The sequence below is a fragment of the Thiocapsa sp. genome (assembly GCF_011390875.1).
GTDB lineage: Bacteria > Pseudomonadota > Gammaproteobacteria > Chromatiales > Chromatiaceae > Thiocapsa.
Map to the genome: position 1 here is coordinate 19,333 of NZ_JAABRP010000019.1, position 15,766 is coordinate 35,098.

Consider the following 15,766-nt stretch of genomic DNA (forward strand, 5'->3'; position numbering starts at 1 on the left):
GTTGCGCCTTGCCGGACACTGCGCGGGACGCACTCCGGGGGCCGTTAACTGCCGGATATAGGATTACAGGCCGACCGGAAGCTCACCGGCGGCGGCTGGCGGCTGGCGGCTGGCGGCTGGCGGCTCATCAAACCATTACCACCATCTCTGCGGAATTTCCGACCAGCTTCTGTCGAACTTTTTTGCTCCGGATGCCTCGAAAACCGCGAGCCTCCTTGGAGGCTCTCTGACTCCTTGTCGTGTTCCCCGCCTCCGGCGGGGTTTTTTTGTGCGTCAGCGAGGGCGTGCGGATCGCCGCAACGCAGCGGCACCTATGGATGCACGCGCCGATTCGGGACCGGGCGTCGGATACGGGAACCCTTCGAGGCCCTTGGACTCGAAGGAAACGCAACGATGAGTTCTCCTTGTTCGCTCGCCCCGCACCGCGGGGCGTCTTTTTATCCGTCGGACCTCAGTTCACCTCATGCCCGAAGGCGACACGATCCACAAGCTCGCGACGTTTCTGTCCGGTGCTTTGGTCGGCCAGCGTCTCGACAGCGCCCGCCTGCGGGGGTGCGTCATCGCCGCGCTCGCGCAGGATCATATCCTGCGGGTGACGAGCAAGGGCAAGCATCTCTTCATCGACTTCGACGGCGGGGCCTCGCTACGGGTTCACCTCGGGATGTACGGCTCTTGGCACCGTTACCCGGTCGGCCAGGCATGGCAGAAGCCCGCGCATCGGGCAACACTCGTCTTAAGCGTCCCCGGACAGGATTACGTCTGTTTCAACGCAAAAGAGGTCGAGATCCTCGACACCCACGGGTTGCGTAGACGTGATCGAACAGACCGCCTCGGACCCGATCTGAGTCGCGATGCTCCGACCGCCGCGTCCCTGCTCCATCGTGCGCGCGATCTCGTGCACCCCGACACCGAGCTCGTCGATCTGCTGCTTGATCAGCGCATTGCCAGCGGCATCGGAAACGTCTACAAATCCGAGGTCCTCTTCCTGGAGCGTTGCGCACCGAGGACGCGATTCGGCGACATCTCCGAAGAGACCTTCGCCGCCCTCTACCGGAGCGCGGAACGCCTTCTCCTGAACAACCTCGGCGGCGGTCCCCGGATCACGCGCACCGCCGACGACGGTCGCGGCATTCTTTGGGTCTACGGCCGTGCCGAAGAGCCCTGCTTTCGCTGCGGGACGAGCCTGTTGAGGGAACGTCTCGGGCGACATGCAAGATCCACCTACTGGTGCCCGACCTGCCAGTCAGGACAAAGCGGTTCGCGGGAAAGAACCGAGCGATCCGTCAGGGCGACTTGAGTTGCCCCGACCGTCGCGCCGACGCTTGAAGGCGCAACTCACGGCTCGGTCGGCAGCGCAATCGTTAAGGTCGCGACATCACCCAGCACGGCTCGGATCTCGGCAAGCGTCGGGGCCCGTGTATAGGCTGGGTCGTCGAGCCGGCCCAGACAGGTCATGCGCATCAGATTCGGGTCATGGCTGTCGTCGAGCCAAAAGTGATAGCCCGGCCGGATCATCTGCGACCCGCCGCTGTCGCCGTGACCGGCCAGTTGGAAGCGAACGCCTTCGCCTGGACCCGGTGTCGGAATACGCCCGGACACCAAGGCGAGATAGTTTTGCACTCGGGTGATCGGGATCGCGCCGGCCGGGATGCTCTGGGTGCCCTCGTCATCGATTCGGCGGACCTCGAGGACACAGCTCGTCCCGCCGCCACCCGCACCTCGCGCCCCCCGATCCGACAGAAAGACCCGCGCCCGTCCGGGCGGAAACGTCACCGGCCGGTTCAGCGTCAGGGTGCTGCCCGCGGGGATCTCGACCCAGCCGGTCTCCACGGATTCCCGCACGAGTGTTTGGCAACCGCCGATCAGGAAGACCAGCCCGCCGAGGACGGCTGATCGGATCAGGGTGTTCGCGGTCATGGAAGTTGTCCCGGTTCATCGCCTTATCGTTCGCAATATAGTGGCACGCGACTCCGAGATCACGCCATGCCGCCCGATCAAAAGCGTTCGTCGGAACTGGTAATCGACAGGAAAAGCAGACATACTCTATCGTACACGTTTCGATACAGCAGCCAGCCCTGGCCCGATCGGCGCGGCCGATCGCGATACCCCGCTCGACAGTAAGGACACACGGATGGCAAGGACACTCGGAGGACATCGAGCCGGTTTCACGCTCATCGAGCTCCTTATCGTCATGGCGGTGATCGCCATCCTCGCCACGGTGGCCTTGCCTGCTTATCAGGACCAGATCCGCAAGGCGCGGCGCACGGATGGACAAACAGCCTTGGTCGGCATCGCAATGGCTCAGGAGCGCTTTCGCGCCAACTGCAGCCGCTATGCCGATACCCTGGATCCGGATTCATCCGGAATGGTGTGCGGCGCCGATGACGGTTACAGCCTGCCGCTTGCGGACACTACCCCCGACGGCTGGTATACGCTGAGCCTGAACAGGGCCGATGTCGCCGGCTTCTCCGCCATCGCCACGGCCCACAAGTCCCAGGTCGCCGACCGCGCGGGAGCTGTTGCCTGCGATGTCTTGAGGATCGACCAAGACGGCGCGAAGACGCCGCGCGAGTGCTGGCGCTGAGACGTAATGGTCGCTGTCGCACGCCCCCGGGGAACAGGCACGCAAGGAGATGCAAGTATCGCCCGCTCCCGACGATCTACTCCGCCGAATCGCTCGCCCGGCTTCACCCTCCTCGAGCTCATGATCACCTTGTCGGTGCTCGCCGTCCTGGCATCCTTGGGCGTTCCCGCGATGCAGGAGATGCTCGAACGCAACCGGCTGAAGGGTGCCGCCCAAGCCCTTGCAGAGGACCTGCAATGGGTTCGCGGCGAAGCCATTCGGCGAAATCGGGATCTGCATCTGATCCTCGATCCCGATTCGCCATGGTGTTGGGGCATCAGCGAGGCGAGCGCCTGCGACTGCCGTCTCACCGATCCGGATGCCGCGAATGCCTGCACCCTGCCGATCAACGACACGAAGGTGCTCAAGCACATCCACGATACGCATTATGCCGGGGTCATCGCGGCAACGAACTTCGATCAAGGGGTGACCGGATTCGAGAGACGACGCGGAACCACAATGCGCATGGGCTCGGGATCGGCAGGCTCGGCGCGTCACGGCAACGGGAGCGTCACCTTCAGCAACGCGCGCGGTGAACAGCTCCGGGTCATCTTAAGCGTGACCGGCCGCGTGCGGGTGTGCTCGCCGGACCAGTCCGTACCGGGATACCGCCGATGCAACTGACCCGTCCTTCGCCCTCGATCAAGATCCCCGAGAGGTCGCTCAGACGACAGGCCGGAGTGAGCCTGAACGATCTGCTCGTCGGCACGACCGTCGGTGCGCTGGTCCTCATCGGGATCTCGACAACCTATGTCCTCGGTGCTCGCTCCACCTCGCAGAATGTCGAGCAGGCCCGCCTGAACCAAGAGCTGCGCGCCGTGCTCGAGATCATGCAGCAGGATATTCGTCGCGCCGGTTACTGGGATAGGTCGGCGGCCCACGACCCGGACCCGGCGCAAAACCCGTTTCAGAGCACGGTCGACGGCATCGACCGCAGGCTTCGCACGGGACAGGTCGACGGGGAGTCGACCGGAAGCTGCGTGCTTTACAGCTATGACCTGGAGCACGGCAACCCGACCGCGATGACGATGTTCGGGTATCGCCTGCGGCATCACTCCGTTCAGATGCGTACCGGACCCTCGAACGTCGACGACAAGACCTTCGAATGCGCGATCGGCAGCGGCAGTTGGGAGCGGATCACCAGCGACGATGTACGCATCACGGCCTTGCGTTTCACCATCGCGGCCGCGCAGACGAACCTGACATCCGGAAAGGAGGACACCGCTTGTGCAACGGACGAGCTGTGCCGAGAAACACGGCGGGTCGCGATCCTCATAGCCGGCCACATTCGTGACGACCCGGCCGTACGGCAACGCCTGCAAGCGACCGTCGCCGTGCGGAATGACCGGTATTTTGTCGAGGATTGATCGGCATCCGCCGAGGAGGGAGACCAGTGACCTCGCGGAAAATCAAACAACAACGCGGCGCGCTGACGCTCATGTTGGGCCTATTGCTGCTCATGGGCTCGACCATTCTCACACTCGGCTCCGTTCGCGTCGGCATTATGGAGCAGCGCATCGCGAACAACGAATCGCGCGCAAAAGAGGCGCAGCAGGCGGCACAGGCGGGACTCGATTATGCCCTGGCTGTCTTGAGTGCCGGCGGCGAAATCACTGAAGACACCGCTGTCCCAGTGCTAAACGGCACTGCCGACTACACCTACGAGGTTCACTTCCGCCCACCCCCGGTTGTAGAACCGGAGCAAACCTGTGTTTCATCCCAGGCCCAAGCTCGCAGCGACCAGAGCATCCAAGCGACTGCAACCGAGTGCTTTCAGCAACAGCGGTTGCTCAAGGGCACGACCGGCTCCGACCAAGCGCCGCTCGTTCTCAACGGCTGCCTGCGCGGCGTGACCGGCAATCCGGACATCTACCCGCGTGACTGCACAGGCGTGGAGGAGGACGAGGACTGCACCTCTGTCGCCATCACCTCGTCGCAAGACATGGCATGTTTGGACACGGGCCACCTCAACCTGCATGGAGGTCAGATCGAGGACGAGGCCTTCACGGGCAGCGCCTGGGACCAGGTGTTCGACATCGGCAAGGACGAATTCAAAGCGATCGCCGACTCCGGAGACCCGCAATTTCGCTGGATCAACTCATCGAGCAATTGGCACCAGAGTCTCGGCTCACCCATGGAGCCTGTATATCTCGTCTTCAGCACGGCAGCCGACTGCCCGAAGCTAAATGGCAATCCTACGATCTACGGCATTGTCTACTTCGAGAACGCCGCCGGCTGCCGAAGCCAGGGCTGGGGCGGGGCCACTGTCTACGGGACGGTCGTTTTCGACGGAGATCTAAAAAAACTCACGGCAAACAGTCGGTTCTATCATTGGAGTCGAGCCGACAGCGAAGGAGAACAGGCAAACCTCGATCGGGTCCGTTCGGCCAGTCGAATCCCCGGCAGCTGGCGTGACTGGGATTGACGGGGAAGACTGGTGATACTACGGCAACAACAACGCCAACGTGGCTTCACCCTCATCGAGGCATTGATCTCACTTGTCGTGCTTTCGCTCGGGCTCTTCGGCCTGATGCAGATTCAAACGCGCGTCATGACAGAGACCGGCGACAGCAAGACGCAAACCGTCGCGGTCAACCTAGCTCAAGAGAAGCTCGAGGAGCTGCGTGCGAGCGACTATGCGGCCATCTCCGGCGGCGAGGATCTCATCCCGGCCGCCGCGGGCGGCACCACCGACTTCTCGCGCACCTGGACCGCCACCCCGAGCACCGACCCACCCTACAACGAGGTTTCGGTCACGACCCGCTGGACCCGTCCGGGCGAGGAGGGCAAAGATGCGGACTCGCCCTCCGTCACCCTCACGACCTTCATCGCCGAGTCGGCAGCTGTTGCATTGGACACGATAGGGGATGCGGGCGAGGACAGCGGCGATTCCGGCAACGGCGACGACGCCTCTGGCGAGAACAACTCGGAAGATGGCGACGAACCCGGAGGTCAGGATGATTCAGGCGGTGACGATGGAAACAGCAATGACGAGTCGAGCGAGGATGACGACGTCTCCGGCCCAGGTTCGTGCTCGTGCTTCTACGGACAAAACAAGAACGAGATCAAACTTGTCGAAAGCAACGGCAGCTGCTGCAGTGCAGCCTTCTGTGAAACCAAGGCGCCTGACGGAATCAAGAAGAACACGAGCTTCATCGCAATCTGCCCGCACTAAACCGCGCCCGGTGCGATATGCGTCATTTGTTGGAATGGCTTAGCCGCGCCAGCCCCGACGACTGTCGGAGCTGGCGCGGTTTAAAGTCTTAAAAAATATTAAATTCTAAACCGCGTCTCTCCAGGGTCGAGGACATCTCCGAAGCCAAACGCAAAATGAAAACGACGCATCTCGCTCCGGACGCGGTTTAGGTGACCTGTCGAGCGGCAAATACGACAAGCCATGTCGGGGCGACTCAAGCCGGATCTAGGGTAAATCGTCTGAGGTACAGACGAGACGTGCCTCTCCCGGCATCACCCCAGGGAGCGCTGCGCCTCCAGACCGCTCGCCAAATCGGCCTGGATGTCTTCGATCTCTTCCAACCCGACCGCCACCCGCACGAGCCCTTCGCCGATACCGACGGCGGCACGCTCTTCCGGCGTAAGCCGACCATGGGTGGTCGTCGCCGGATGGGTAATGGTGGTCTTCACATCGCCGAGATTGGCCGTGATGGACAGCAGCCGGGTCGAGTCGATCAGGTGCCAGGCACCGTCGCGACCGCCGCGCACGTCGAAGGCGACGATGCCGCCGCCGGTGCGCTGTTGGGAGCCGACCAGATGATGCTGGGGGTGATCGGGCAAGCCGGGATAATAGACGCGCTCGATACCCGGCTGCGCGAGCAGCCATTGCGCGAGTGCCGCCGCGGATTGGGCATGGGCGAGCATCCGCAGCTTCAGCGTCTCGAGCCCTTTGAGAAAGACCCAGGCATTGAAGGGGCTCATGGTCGGGCCAGCCGTTCTCAACACCCCGAAGACCCCCTCGCCCACCAGATTGCGATCGCCGACGACGGCACCGCCAACACAACGCCCTTGCCCGTCCAGATACTTGGTGGCGGAATGGATGACCAGATCCGCACCGAGCTCGAGCGGGCGTTGCAGGGCCGGGGTGCAAAAGCAATTATCCACCGCGAGAAGACAGCCGCGGCGATGTGCAACCTCCGCCAAACCCCGGATATCGACCATCTCGGTCAACGGATTGGACGGCGTCTCGCAGAACAAAAGCCGGGTCTCGGGGCGAATCGCCGCGTCCCATGCCTCCAGGTCGCCGAGAGCCACATAGCTGGTCGCGACACCGAACCGGGAGAGATACTTGTTGAAGAGGAGCGTGGTGCTGCCGAACAGGCTCCGGGAGGCGACGATGTGGTCCCCGACCTCGAGCAGACCCATGCAGACAGCCAGGATCGCGGACATGCCGGAAGCGGTCGCCACACAGCGCTCGCCGCCTTCGAGGCTGGCCAGACGCTCCTCGAAGGCCGAAACCGTCGGGTTCGTGAAACGCGAATAGATGTTGCCCGCTTGATCGCCGGAAAATCGCGCGGCGGCCTCCGCGGCGCTTTCGAAGACGAAGCTCGATGTGGTGAAGATCGGCTCGCCGTGCTCGCCTTCCGGGGTACGGTGGTGCCCGACCCTCACGGCGCGGGTCGCAAATCCGGGTACGGCCGAAGGCGGCGTTGACGTCGGCTCGTCGGCGACCGATCGCCCGTCAGGCGGAATTGTAGAGATCAATGACGTTCTCGCTGAAAGAGCCGTAGGCGGTCTTGGCGACGTCGTTGCGATTCGCCTCGAGCGCCTGAAGATATTCGGGGGTGACGTCGCCGGTCACGTAGACGCCGTCGAAGACCGAGGTATCGAAGCGGTCAACATGGCTCTTACCCTTCTTCTGAACCGCGTCGATCAGGTCACCGAGCTCTTGAAAAATGAGTCGGTCCGCACCCAGCTCACGTGCGACCTCTTCTTCCGTTCGACCATGTGCGATGAGCTCGCTGGCGGCGGGCATGTCGATTCCGTAGACATTGGGGAAGCGTACCGGCGGAGCCGCGGAGGCGAAATAGACGCGATGCGCGCCGGCATCGCGGGCCATCTGGATGATCTGTTGCGAGGTGGTACCGCGCACGATGGAGTCGTCGACCAGCAGGACGTTCTTCTTGCGGAACTCCAGGTCAATGGCATTGAGCTTCTGACGCACCGACTTCTTGCGGACCTGCTGCCCCGGCATGATGAAGGTCCGCCCGATGTAACGGTTCTTGATGAAACCTTCCGTGTAGGGCACGCCGAGCTGATTGGCCAGCTGGAGCGCGGCCGTGCGGCTCGTGTCCGGGATGGGGATCACAACGTCGATGTCGTGATTCGACCACTCGCGCTTGATCTTGGCGGCGAGTTTTTTGCCCATTCGCGAACGCGCCTTGTGCACCGAGATGTTGTCGATGATGGAATCCGGGCGGGCGAAGTAGACGAACTCGAAGATGCAGGGCGAGAGGATCGGCTGAGCGGCGCATTGACGCGTATGGATCTGGCCATCGACACTGATGAAGACAGCCTCGCCCGGCGCGACATCCGCGATCAACGTAAAACCGATGGTATCGAGCGCCACGCTCTCCGAGGCGATCATGTACTCGGTGCCCAGATCGGTCTCGCGCCGGCCGTAGACCAAGGGCCGGATGCCGTGCGGATCGCGAAAACCGAACACGCCGAAGCCTGGGATCATCGCGACGGCGGCGTAACCGCCGCGGCACCGTCGATGCACGCCCGAAACCGCCCGGAAGACATCCTGCTCGTCGATCCGGAGTTTGCCCTGGAGTTGAAGCTCATGGGCAAAGACGTTGAGCAGAATCTCGGAATCCGACTCGGTGTTGAGGTGGCGAAGATCCTCGACGAAGAGGTCGCGCTTGAGGTCTTCGGCATTGGTGAGATTGCCGTTGTGGGCAAGCACGATGCCGTAGGGCGAATTGACGTAGAAGGGTTGCGCCTCGGCCGAGCTCGCCGCACCGGCGGTGGGGTAGCGGACATGTCCGACACCCATGTTGCCGCCCAACTGGATCATGTGGCGCGTACGGAAGACGTCCCGCGCAAGACCGTTATCCTTGCGTAAATGGAGCTTGTCGCCCTGACAGGTCACAATACCCGCGGCATCCTGTCCCCGGTGTTGGAGCACGAGCAGCGAATCGTAGAGCGCTTGGTTGACTGGACTTTTACCGACGATGCCGACGATGCCGCACATGACTTCCTCGCCCGCGACCAGCCCCGGAGACCGAGGTGGATGCTGCTGAATGGGAACAGCGGACTATACCCCGCGAGGTTGACCCGGGACAACATCGAACCCGGACCCGGCATTAGCCGGCCGCCCTACGCCGAACGCGTCTCCCGATATCGCCTGCGAAGACAAGCTGACAACCGGGCTGGCAGCCAGCGGCAAGGCTGGAGGCTGGAAGCCAAGCACCGCAAGACCTAAAGACCTAAAGACTCTTGACCCGTACCTGCACATCTTCCGGCACCAGGCTGATCAGCCAATCGGCGACGGTTTGGAACTGGCCGACAAGTCGTGACTCCTGCCACCAGGAGTCCTCGGGCATGGGAGTGAAGGACGCCAGGAAGACGGCCATGGCGACAATCACCACGCCGCGGGCGGCACCGAAGAACAACCCGAGTACGCGATCGACCGCCCCGAGCCCCGTCGTCTCGATCAGGGCCGACAGGACGGCTCCCAGGATAGCGCCAAGCACGAGGGTTCCCAGGATCAAGCCGACGAAGGCGGCAGCCAAGCGTACCGACGGCTGCGAAAGATAAGGCACCAGTAGCTCCGCCACCTCGCGGTGAAACAGCCAGGCGATCAGAATCGCCGCAATCCAGACTCCCAGAGACACCACCTCGCGGATCAGTCCTCGCCCGATCCCGACCAAGGCGGACAACAGGATCACTCCGAGGATGGCATAGTCGACCCAATTCATCGTCACTCCGACGCACCGTCAATGAAGAAAACGCGGCTCGGACAAAGCCCGGCTCAGGGATAGCGCTGAACAAACGGATCTTTGTATTTCCGGCGGAGCTCGGCGGCCGTCTTATCGGCGCGCGCACGGTCTACCTCCGGCCCGACACGCACCCGGTAGTAGGTGCGCCCCCCGACCTCGGCGGACTCGACGAAGGCGGAATAACCCTCGTCTTGAAGCTTTGCGGCTAATTCCTGCGCGCTTGCCGCAGTCCCCAAGCTCGCGACCTGGGTAACATAGGACGGCATGCCATCGTCCCGCGCCATCGGGGCCGGTGCGACGGGGACACGCTCCGCCGGCGCAGACGCGGGCGGCGGCGCTTCGTCCGAATCGGCGACCGGCTCCCCGACGGGTGCTTCGTACACAGGCTCCGAGACTTCCTCGACAGGAACAGCCAAGGCACCGGGCTCGACCCATGTCTCTTGTGCAAATCCGCCGATGCCCGAATCGGTGGGCGTCAGGAATGATTCGGATCTGAATCGGTCGTCGACGACCGGCTCCTCCGGCACGACCGCGGGTAGCGGCGGCAATGCCGTCACGGGCTCATCCTCGAACAACATCGGGACGAAGATGATTGCCAGCGAGACGATCACGACCGCCCCGACCAACCGCTTCTTTGCACCTTCTTGCATAAGTCTCCACCCGCACGCCGGGCGCCGCGCGCATCGCCGACGCCGTCAGGCCCGATGAATAATCCCAGATCCGACCCCAAAGGCCGGCAGTATAACACGCCGCTGCCGTGGCACTACTGACACGGCGGAAAGATCGCTATTGATTTCAATTGGATAATCCCGGATCGATGAGCCTTGGCAGGACCTGTCAGAGGCACCGCGCGGTTGGCTCCAGGCACGCCATCGCCCCTAGGCGACCCCCCGTCCTGCGAGGCCCTCACCAAGACGTCGCAGCGCAGCGCCGACGCTCGTGAAGGAGCCGACGACCAAGATGGCATCCCCCGGCTCGGATGCGGACTCCGCGGCATCGAGCGCGGCATCGAGATCCGACGAAATCGCCGCCGCAGGCGCAGGCAAGACCGCAACGAGACGCTCGCTCAGCACCTCGACGGGCATGGCGCGCGGATCCCGGCTCTGCGCCAAATACCAATCGCTCACGTAGGGCAGGAGCGGCTCAACGATCGACGCCGGCGACTTGTCCCCCAGGACGGCGAGGACGGCGCGCAGCCGACCTCGGCAGGCGAAGGCGCGCAGATTCGCGGCCAACGCCTGTGCCGCTTCGCCGTTGTGCGCGACATCCAGGATATAGGTCAGCGCCCCCGGAAAGACCTGAAATCGGCCCGGCAACCGAGCACGCTGCAACCCTGCGCGGATCGCGTTGACGGAGATCGGCAAGCGCCCATGCAAGGCGCGGAGTGCTGCGATCGCCGCCGAGGCGTTATCGTACTGGAACGGGCCGCGCATCGCCGGCTCGGGCAAGGCCAGACGCTCGCCCGAGGGCGCGCTCCAGATCCAGCCTCCGCCATCGCCGATCGTCCAGTCGATCTCCCGACCGATCTGGATGGGCAGACTCCCGCGCTGCTGTGCCTCGGCCCGCAGCCGCGCCGGGGCATCACGTTGCCCGATGACGGCCGGACGGCCGGGTCGAAAGATCCCGGCCTTCTCATAGGCGATCTCATCCAAGGAGCCGCCCAACCAGGCCATATGATCCAGCCCGATCGAGGTGACCACCGAGACATCGGCGTCCCACAGATTCACGGCATCAAGTCGCCCGCCCAGCCCGACCTCGAGGATTACGACATCGGGCGCGCCGCGCACGAAGATATCGAGCGCCGCGAGGGTACCGAACTCGAAATAGGTGAGCGCCGTCTCGCCGCGGGCCCGCTCGATCCGCTCGAACGACTCGCAGAGGAGCGCATCGGAAACATCTTCCCCGTCGACGCGCACGCGCTCGTTGTAGTGCAGCAGATGCGGCGAGCTATAGACTCCGGTGCGATATCCGGCGGCACGACAGATCGCCTCCGCCATCGCAACACAGGAGCCCTTGCCGTTGGTCCCGCCCACCGTGACGAGCGGAAACGGCAAGGAAGCCGGCCCCAAGCGCTCCCAAACGGCCGCCACGCGTTCGAGCCCGAGTGCAATGGCCTTGGGATGCAGCTGCATCTGCCAGCTCAACCAGGCGTCGAGGTTGTCGAAACGACTCATGTCGGCGGTACCGATGCCGAATTACACATCCACGTCAAGCGGCATCCTGCACCGTGCAAGGCCCGACGCAACGGCGCACTCTGATCCGCATTCCACATCCTGAATTGCGTCCGCTCCAAGGCCCACGAAAATACGCACATCCGGCGCCGAACGTGATCCGTTCGAACCGTACGAGACGCGATTCAGACTGGCACGACAGTGCGCACATACCGGGGCCGATGCGTCAGAATCGCGAGCAGATCGGCGATGCGCTCGCGCAGGTCGCGTCGATCGATGATCATATCGAGCGCACCTTTTTCGATCAGGAACTCGCTGCGCTGGAAGCCCTCGGGCAGCTTTTCGTGAACCGTCTGCTCGATCACGCGCGGGCCGGCGAAGCCGATCAGTGCGTTGGGCTCGGCGATGTTGAGGTCGCCGAGCATCGCGAGACTCGCCGAGACGCCTCCCATGGTCGGATCCGTCATCACGGAGACGAAGGGGAGTGCGTGCTCGCGCATGCGCCCTAGGGCCGCGCTGGTCTTGGCCATCTGCATCAGCGAGAAGAGGCTCTCCTGCATGCGTGCGCCGCCGCTCGCCGAGAAACAGACATAGGGCGAGTTTTGCTCGAGCGCTGCCTCCACACCCCGCACGAACCGTTCGCCGACCACCGAGCCCATGGATCCGCCCATGAAGCTGAACTCGAAGGCCGAGGCAACGATCGGCTGACCCTTGAGTCGACCCCGCATGACAATCATGGCCTCCTTCTCGGAGGACTGCTTCTGGGCCTGAACGAGACGGTCTTTGTATTTTTTGAGATCCTTGAATTTCAGCGGGTCCAGAGACTCGAGCTCGACCCCGATCTCCTCGCGGCCCTCCGGATCGAGAAAGGTCTCGAGCCGGCGGCGCCCGCTCAAACGGCTGTGGTGACTGCACTTGGGGCAGACCTCGAGGTTCCGCTCCAGCTCGGCGCGGTAGAGAATGGCCTGACAGCCCGGACATTTGGCCCAAACGCCCTCGGGGACTGCCCGTTTGGTGCTCGCGTCGGTACGGATGCGGCTCGGGATCAGCTTCTCGAACCAGCTCATACTCTTGTCCATCGCCTGTTTGAGGGTCGCCGCACGATCGCCCTTGAGGTCCTCCGTGGGTCGACGCGACGGGCTCTGGGCCTGCCCGGTTTGACCGAGTGCATTCTGGCCTGGCGCGGTTTTCCCCGATCCATTCAGGGTGGGTGCGGCGGGTTTATCCAAACGCGTCAGCGCGTGGCGGACTCGGCTGGGGGGCTTAGGCGACATGGGCATCCACCTCGTCGATGGCCTGGCGTAGACCGGTGAGAAACTCTGCGACGGCCTCCGGTATAAGCTCCGGCGTTGCGGCAAGCGCCTCGATTCGACTCACGATGGCGCTGCCGACGATGACCGCGTCGGCGACCCGGGCGACCGAGGCCGCGGTTTCGGGGTTGTTGATGCCGAATCCGACCCCGACCGGAAGGCGGATCAGCGACTTGATGAGACCCACCTTCTCGGCCACCGCGGCGGTGTCTAGGTTCCCGGCCCCGGTCACGCCTTTGACCGAGACATAATAGACAAACCCGGAGGCGACCGCGCCGATCCGGGCGATGCGCGATTCGGTCGAGGTCGGCGCCAGGAGATAAACCAAGTCGAGCCCCTGCGTCTTCAGCATCTCGACCAGGGTGTGGCCCTCCTCCGGCGGCACGTCCACGATCAGGGCGCCATCCAGTCCGGCCCCGTGCGCTGCGACCGCGAAGGTCTCGTAACCCATCACTTCGATCGGATTGAGATAACCCATGAGGATGACGGGCGTCTCGGTGTCCTGCTCGCGGAACTGCCGGACCATGTCGAGCACGTCGTCCAGCGAGACGCCTTGCGCGAGGGCCCGCTCGGTCGCCCGCTGAATAACCGGACCGTCGGCGATCGGATCCGAGAATGGCACGCCCAGCTCGATCAGATCCACGCCCGCGGCGACCATCGCATGCATCAGCGGGACGGTCACGGCGGCGGACGGATCACCGGCGGTGACGAAGGGGATGAGCGCGGTGCGACCTCGATCGCGAAGCTGCTCGAAGCGTGCGGCGATTCGACTCATAACACCAACCCGTCGTGACTGGCGACCGTGTGCATGTCCTTGTCCCCGCGACCGGAGAGATTGACGATGATTGTCTGATCCTTACGCATGGTCGGGGCAAGCTTGTGCACATAGGCCAAGGCGTGACTGGACTCGAGCGCCGGGATGATGCCCTCGGTGCGGGTCAGGTGATGAAAGGCACGCAGGGCCTCGTCGTCGGTAACCGAATCGTAGCGGGCGCGCCCGCTGTCTTTGAGCCAGGCGTGCTCGGGGCCGACACCCGGATAGTCGAGCCCGGCCGAGATCGAGTGGGTCTCGACGATCTGGCCGTGGTTGTCTTCCATGAGATAGGTGCGGTTGCCGTGCAGAACGCCGGGCCGACCGGCGCAGAGGGGCGCGGCATGGCGACCGGTCTGCAGACCGTCGCCTGCAGCCTCGACTCCGTAGATGGCCACGCCTTCGTCCCCGATGAAGGGGTAAAAGAGGCCGATGGCGTTGGAGCCGCCGCCCACGCAGGCGACCAAAGCATCGGGAAGACGCCCGCTGCGCGCCAGCATCTGTGCACGGGCCTCGCGACCGATGACCGCCTGGAAATCCCGGACCATGGCCGGATAGGGATGCGGACCGGCAACGGTTCCGATGATATAGAAGGTATTGTCGATGTTCGTCACCCAGTCGCGCATCGCTTCGTTGAGCGCATCCTTGAGCGTGCGCGAGCCGGAGGTGACCGAGACCACGCGCGCCCCGAGCAGGCGCATGCGATAGACGTTGGCCTCTTGGCGGGCGATATCGACCTCGCCCATATAGACGACACATTCCAACCCGAGCCGCGCCGCCACGGTCGCGCTGGCCACGCCGTGCTGACCGGCTCCGGTCTCGGCGATGATGCGCGTCTTGCCCATGCGCCGCGCGAGCAGCGCCTGACCGATGGTGTTGTTGACCTTGTGCGCGCCGGTGTGATTAAGGTCCTCGCGCTTGAGAAAGATCTGCGCACCGCCGAGCTCGCGGCTCCAGCGCTCGGCGTGATAGAGGGGCGAGGGCCGGCCGACATAGTCTTGCAGGTCGGCATCGAGTTCCGCTTGGAACTGGGGATCGGCCATGTAGCGCTCGTAAGCCGTGCGCAGCTCTTCGAGCGGATGCATGAGGGTCTCGGGGACAAACATCCCGCCGTAGGGTCCGAAATGACCTCCGGCGTCCGGCCAATTGTAAGCACCGGACGATGCGTGCGGCGCGCCGGCCGAATCGAAGCCGGCCAAGCCGAGATGATCAGGAGAAGTCGACATCGTTCACCCTCTGCATGAAATCATGAATCTTGTCATGGTCCTTGACGCCCTTGGACGCCTCTACACCGCCGCTCACGTCGACACCGAACGGGCGGACCCGGCGGATCGCCTCTCCGACATTCTCGACATCCAGACCGCCCGCGAGGACGATCGACGTCGCAAGGGCCGTCGGGATCCGATCCCAATCGAAGCGTTGCCCGGTCCCACCCGGACGAGCCGGATCGAAGGCGTCGAGCAGAATCCCGGCGGCGCGGCCGTAACGTCTCTGCTCCTCGGCCAGATCCACGCCCGGACGCATCCGTATTGCCTTGATCCATCGCCGGCCGAAGGACGCGCAGAACTCCGGGGCCTCCTCTCCGTGGAATTGCAGCAGCTCGAGCGGAACCCGATCCAGGGTCGAGCGGATCTGCTCGGGGGAGGCATCGACAAAGAGCCCGACCGCCGTCACGAATGGCGGCAACCCGGCGCAGAGGTCGCGGGCGTCCTGCGGCGACACCGCACGCGGACTTGGCGGATGGAAGACAAAGCCGACCGCGTCGACCCCAGCGGCAACCGCCGCATCCACGTCGGCCCGACGCGTCAGGCCGCAAATCTTAACGCGGGTTCTCACGATTGGCGAATGCGTACTGAACCGCATCCCTGAGCGACGGCACAACGGGAGCCGGA

Annotated in this window: 16 protein-coding genes; 6 read left to right on the forward strand and 10 right to left on the reverse strand. The window is 63.9% G+C overall.

Going from position 1 to position 15,766, the window contains the following annotated elements:
• The first annotated feature begins 463 nt into the window (after window positions 1-463).
• The gene (locus GPT33_RS02505; RefSeq protein WP_296805612.1) at window positions 464-1,297 is read left to right on the forward strand and encodes a DNA-formamidopyrimidine glycosylase family protein; all 834 of its coding nucleotides are present in this window, start codon (window positions 464-466) and stop codon (window positions 1,295-1,297) included.
• A gap of 38 nt (window positions 1,298-1,335) precedes the next feature.
• On the opposite strand, the gene GPT33_RS02510 is transcribed toward GPT33_RS02505, so the two are convergent.
• Window positions 1,336-1,917: a hypothetical protein gene (locus GPT33_RS02510; protein WP_296805615.1), complete on the reverse strand. Its 582-nt coding sequence runs from the start codon at window positions 1,915-1,917 to the stop codon at window positions 1,336-1,338.
• A gap of 214 nt (window positions 1,918-2,131) precedes the next feature.
• Here GPT33_RS02510 and GPT33_RS02515 point away from each other — a divergent pair, with 214 nt between their 5' ends.
• The 5 genes from GPT33_RS02515 to pilV are packed head-to-tail and all read left to right on the forward strand — an operon-like array spanning window position 2,132 to window position 5,798.
• Window positions 2,132-2,584, forward strand: a complete 453-nt coding sequence (locus tag GPT33_RS02515; protein ID WP_296805617.1) for a type IV pilin protein — start codon at window positions 2,132-2,134, stop codon at window positions 2,582-2,584.
• A 6-nt stretch (window positions 2,585-2,590) separates the two neighbouring features.
• Entirely contained in the window at window positions 2,591-3,247 is a 657-nt protein-coding gene (locus GPT33_RS02520) for a GspH/FimT family pseudopilin (RefSeq protein ID WP_296805619.1), read from the forward strand.
• On the forward strand, window positions 3,238-3,990 hold the full coding sequence (locus GPT33_RS02525; RefSeq protein ID WP_296805621.1) for a hypothetical protein: 753 nt from the start codon (window positions 3,238-3,240) through the stop codon (window positions 3,988-3,990). Before GPT33_RS02520 ends, GPT33_RS02525 begins: the two co-directional genes overlap by 10 nt.
• Window positions 3,987-5,048 (forward strand): PilX N-terminal domain-containing pilus assembly protein, encoded by a 1,062-nt coding sequence (locus tag GPT33_RS02530; protein WP_296805623.1) that lies wholly within the window; start codon window positions 3,987-3,989, stop codon window positions 5,046-5,048. The genes GPT33_RS02525 and GPT33_RS02530 overlap by 4 nt, the downstream gene beginning before the upstream one ends.
• Before the next feature lie 12 nt (window positions 5,049-5,060).
• Entirely contained in the window at window positions 5,061-5,798 is a 738-nt protein-coding gene (gene pilV / locus GPT33_RS02535; RefSeq protein WP_296805625.1) for a type IV pilus modification protein PilV, read from the forward strand.
• A gap of 293 nt (window positions 5,799-6,091) precedes the next feature.
• On the opposite strand, the gene GPT33_RS02540 is transcribed toward pilV, so the two are convergent.
• From GPT33_RS02540 to GPT33_RS02580, 9 genes are all read right to left on the reverse strand, one after another.
• Window positions 6,092-7,342 (reverse strand): O-succinylhomoserine sulfhydrylase, encoded by a 1,251-nt coding sequence (locus GPT33_RS02540; protein ID WP_296805627.1) that lies wholly within the window; start codon window positions 7,340-7,342, stop codon window positions 6,092-6,094.
• Window positions 7,320-8,834 carry an amidophosphoribosyltransferase gene (gene purF, locus GPT33_RS02545; RefSeq protein WP_296805629.1) on the reverse strand — a complete coding sequence of 505 codons (1,515 nt, stop codon included), beginning with the start codon at window positions 8,832-8,834 and terminating at the stop codon, window positions 7,320-7,322. Before purF ends, GPT33_RS02540 begins: the two co-directional genes overlap by 23 nt.
• Before the next feature lie 235 nt (window positions 8,835-9,069).
• Window positions 9,070-9,561 (reverse strand): CvpA family protein, encoded by a 492-nt coding sequence (locus GPT33_RS02550; protein ID WP_296805631.1) that lies wholly within the window; start codon window positions 9,559-9,561, stop codon window positions 9,070-9,072.
• 53 nt (window positions 9,562-9,614) lie between these two features.
• Entirely contained in the window at window positions 9,615-10,232 is a 618-nt protein-coding gene (locus GPT33_RS02555; protein ID WP_296805633.1) for an SPOR domain-containing protein, read from the reverse strand.
• A gap of 228 nt (window positions 10,233-10,460) precedes the next feature.
• A complete protein-coding gene (gene folC, locus GPT33_RS02560; RefSeq protein WP_296805635.1) occupies window positions 10,461-11,756 on the reverse strand; it encodes a bifunctional tetrahydrofolate synthase/dihydrofolate synthase in 1,296 nt (431 codons plus the stop codon).
• Window positions 11,757-11,938: 182 nt separating this feature from the next.
• Window positions 11,939-12,820, reverse strand: a complete 882-nt coding sequence (accD, locus tag GPT33_RS02565; protein ID WP_296805660.1) for an acetyl-CoA carboxylase, carboxyltransferase subunit beta — start codon at window positions 12,818-12,820, stop codon at window positions 11,939-11,941.
• A 196-nt stretch (window positions 12,821-13,016) separates the two neighbouring features.
• Window positions 13,017-13,838 (reverse strand): tryptophan synthase subunit alpha, encoded by an 822-nt coding sequence (gene trpA, locus GPT33_RS02570; RefSeq protein WP_296805637.1) that lies wholly within the window; start codon window positions 13,836-13,838, stop codon window positions 13,017-13,019.
• A complete protein-coding gene (trpB, locus tag GPT33_RS02575; protein WP_296805639.1) occupies window positions 13,835-15,100 on the reverse strand; it encodes a tryptophan synthase subunit beta in 1,266 nt (421 codons plus the stop codon). Before trpB ends, trpA begins: the two co-directional genes overlap by 4 nt.
• Window positions 15,084-15,710: a phosphoribosylanthranilate isomerase gene (locus GPT33_RS02580; protein ID WP_296805641.1), complete on the reverse strand. Its 627-nt coding sequence runs from the start codon at window positions 15,708-15,710 to the stop codon at window positions 15,084-15,086. The genes trpB and GPT33_RS02580 overlap by 17 nt, the downstream gene beginning before the upstream one ends.
• Window positions 15,711-15,766: the final 56 nt, after the last annotated feature.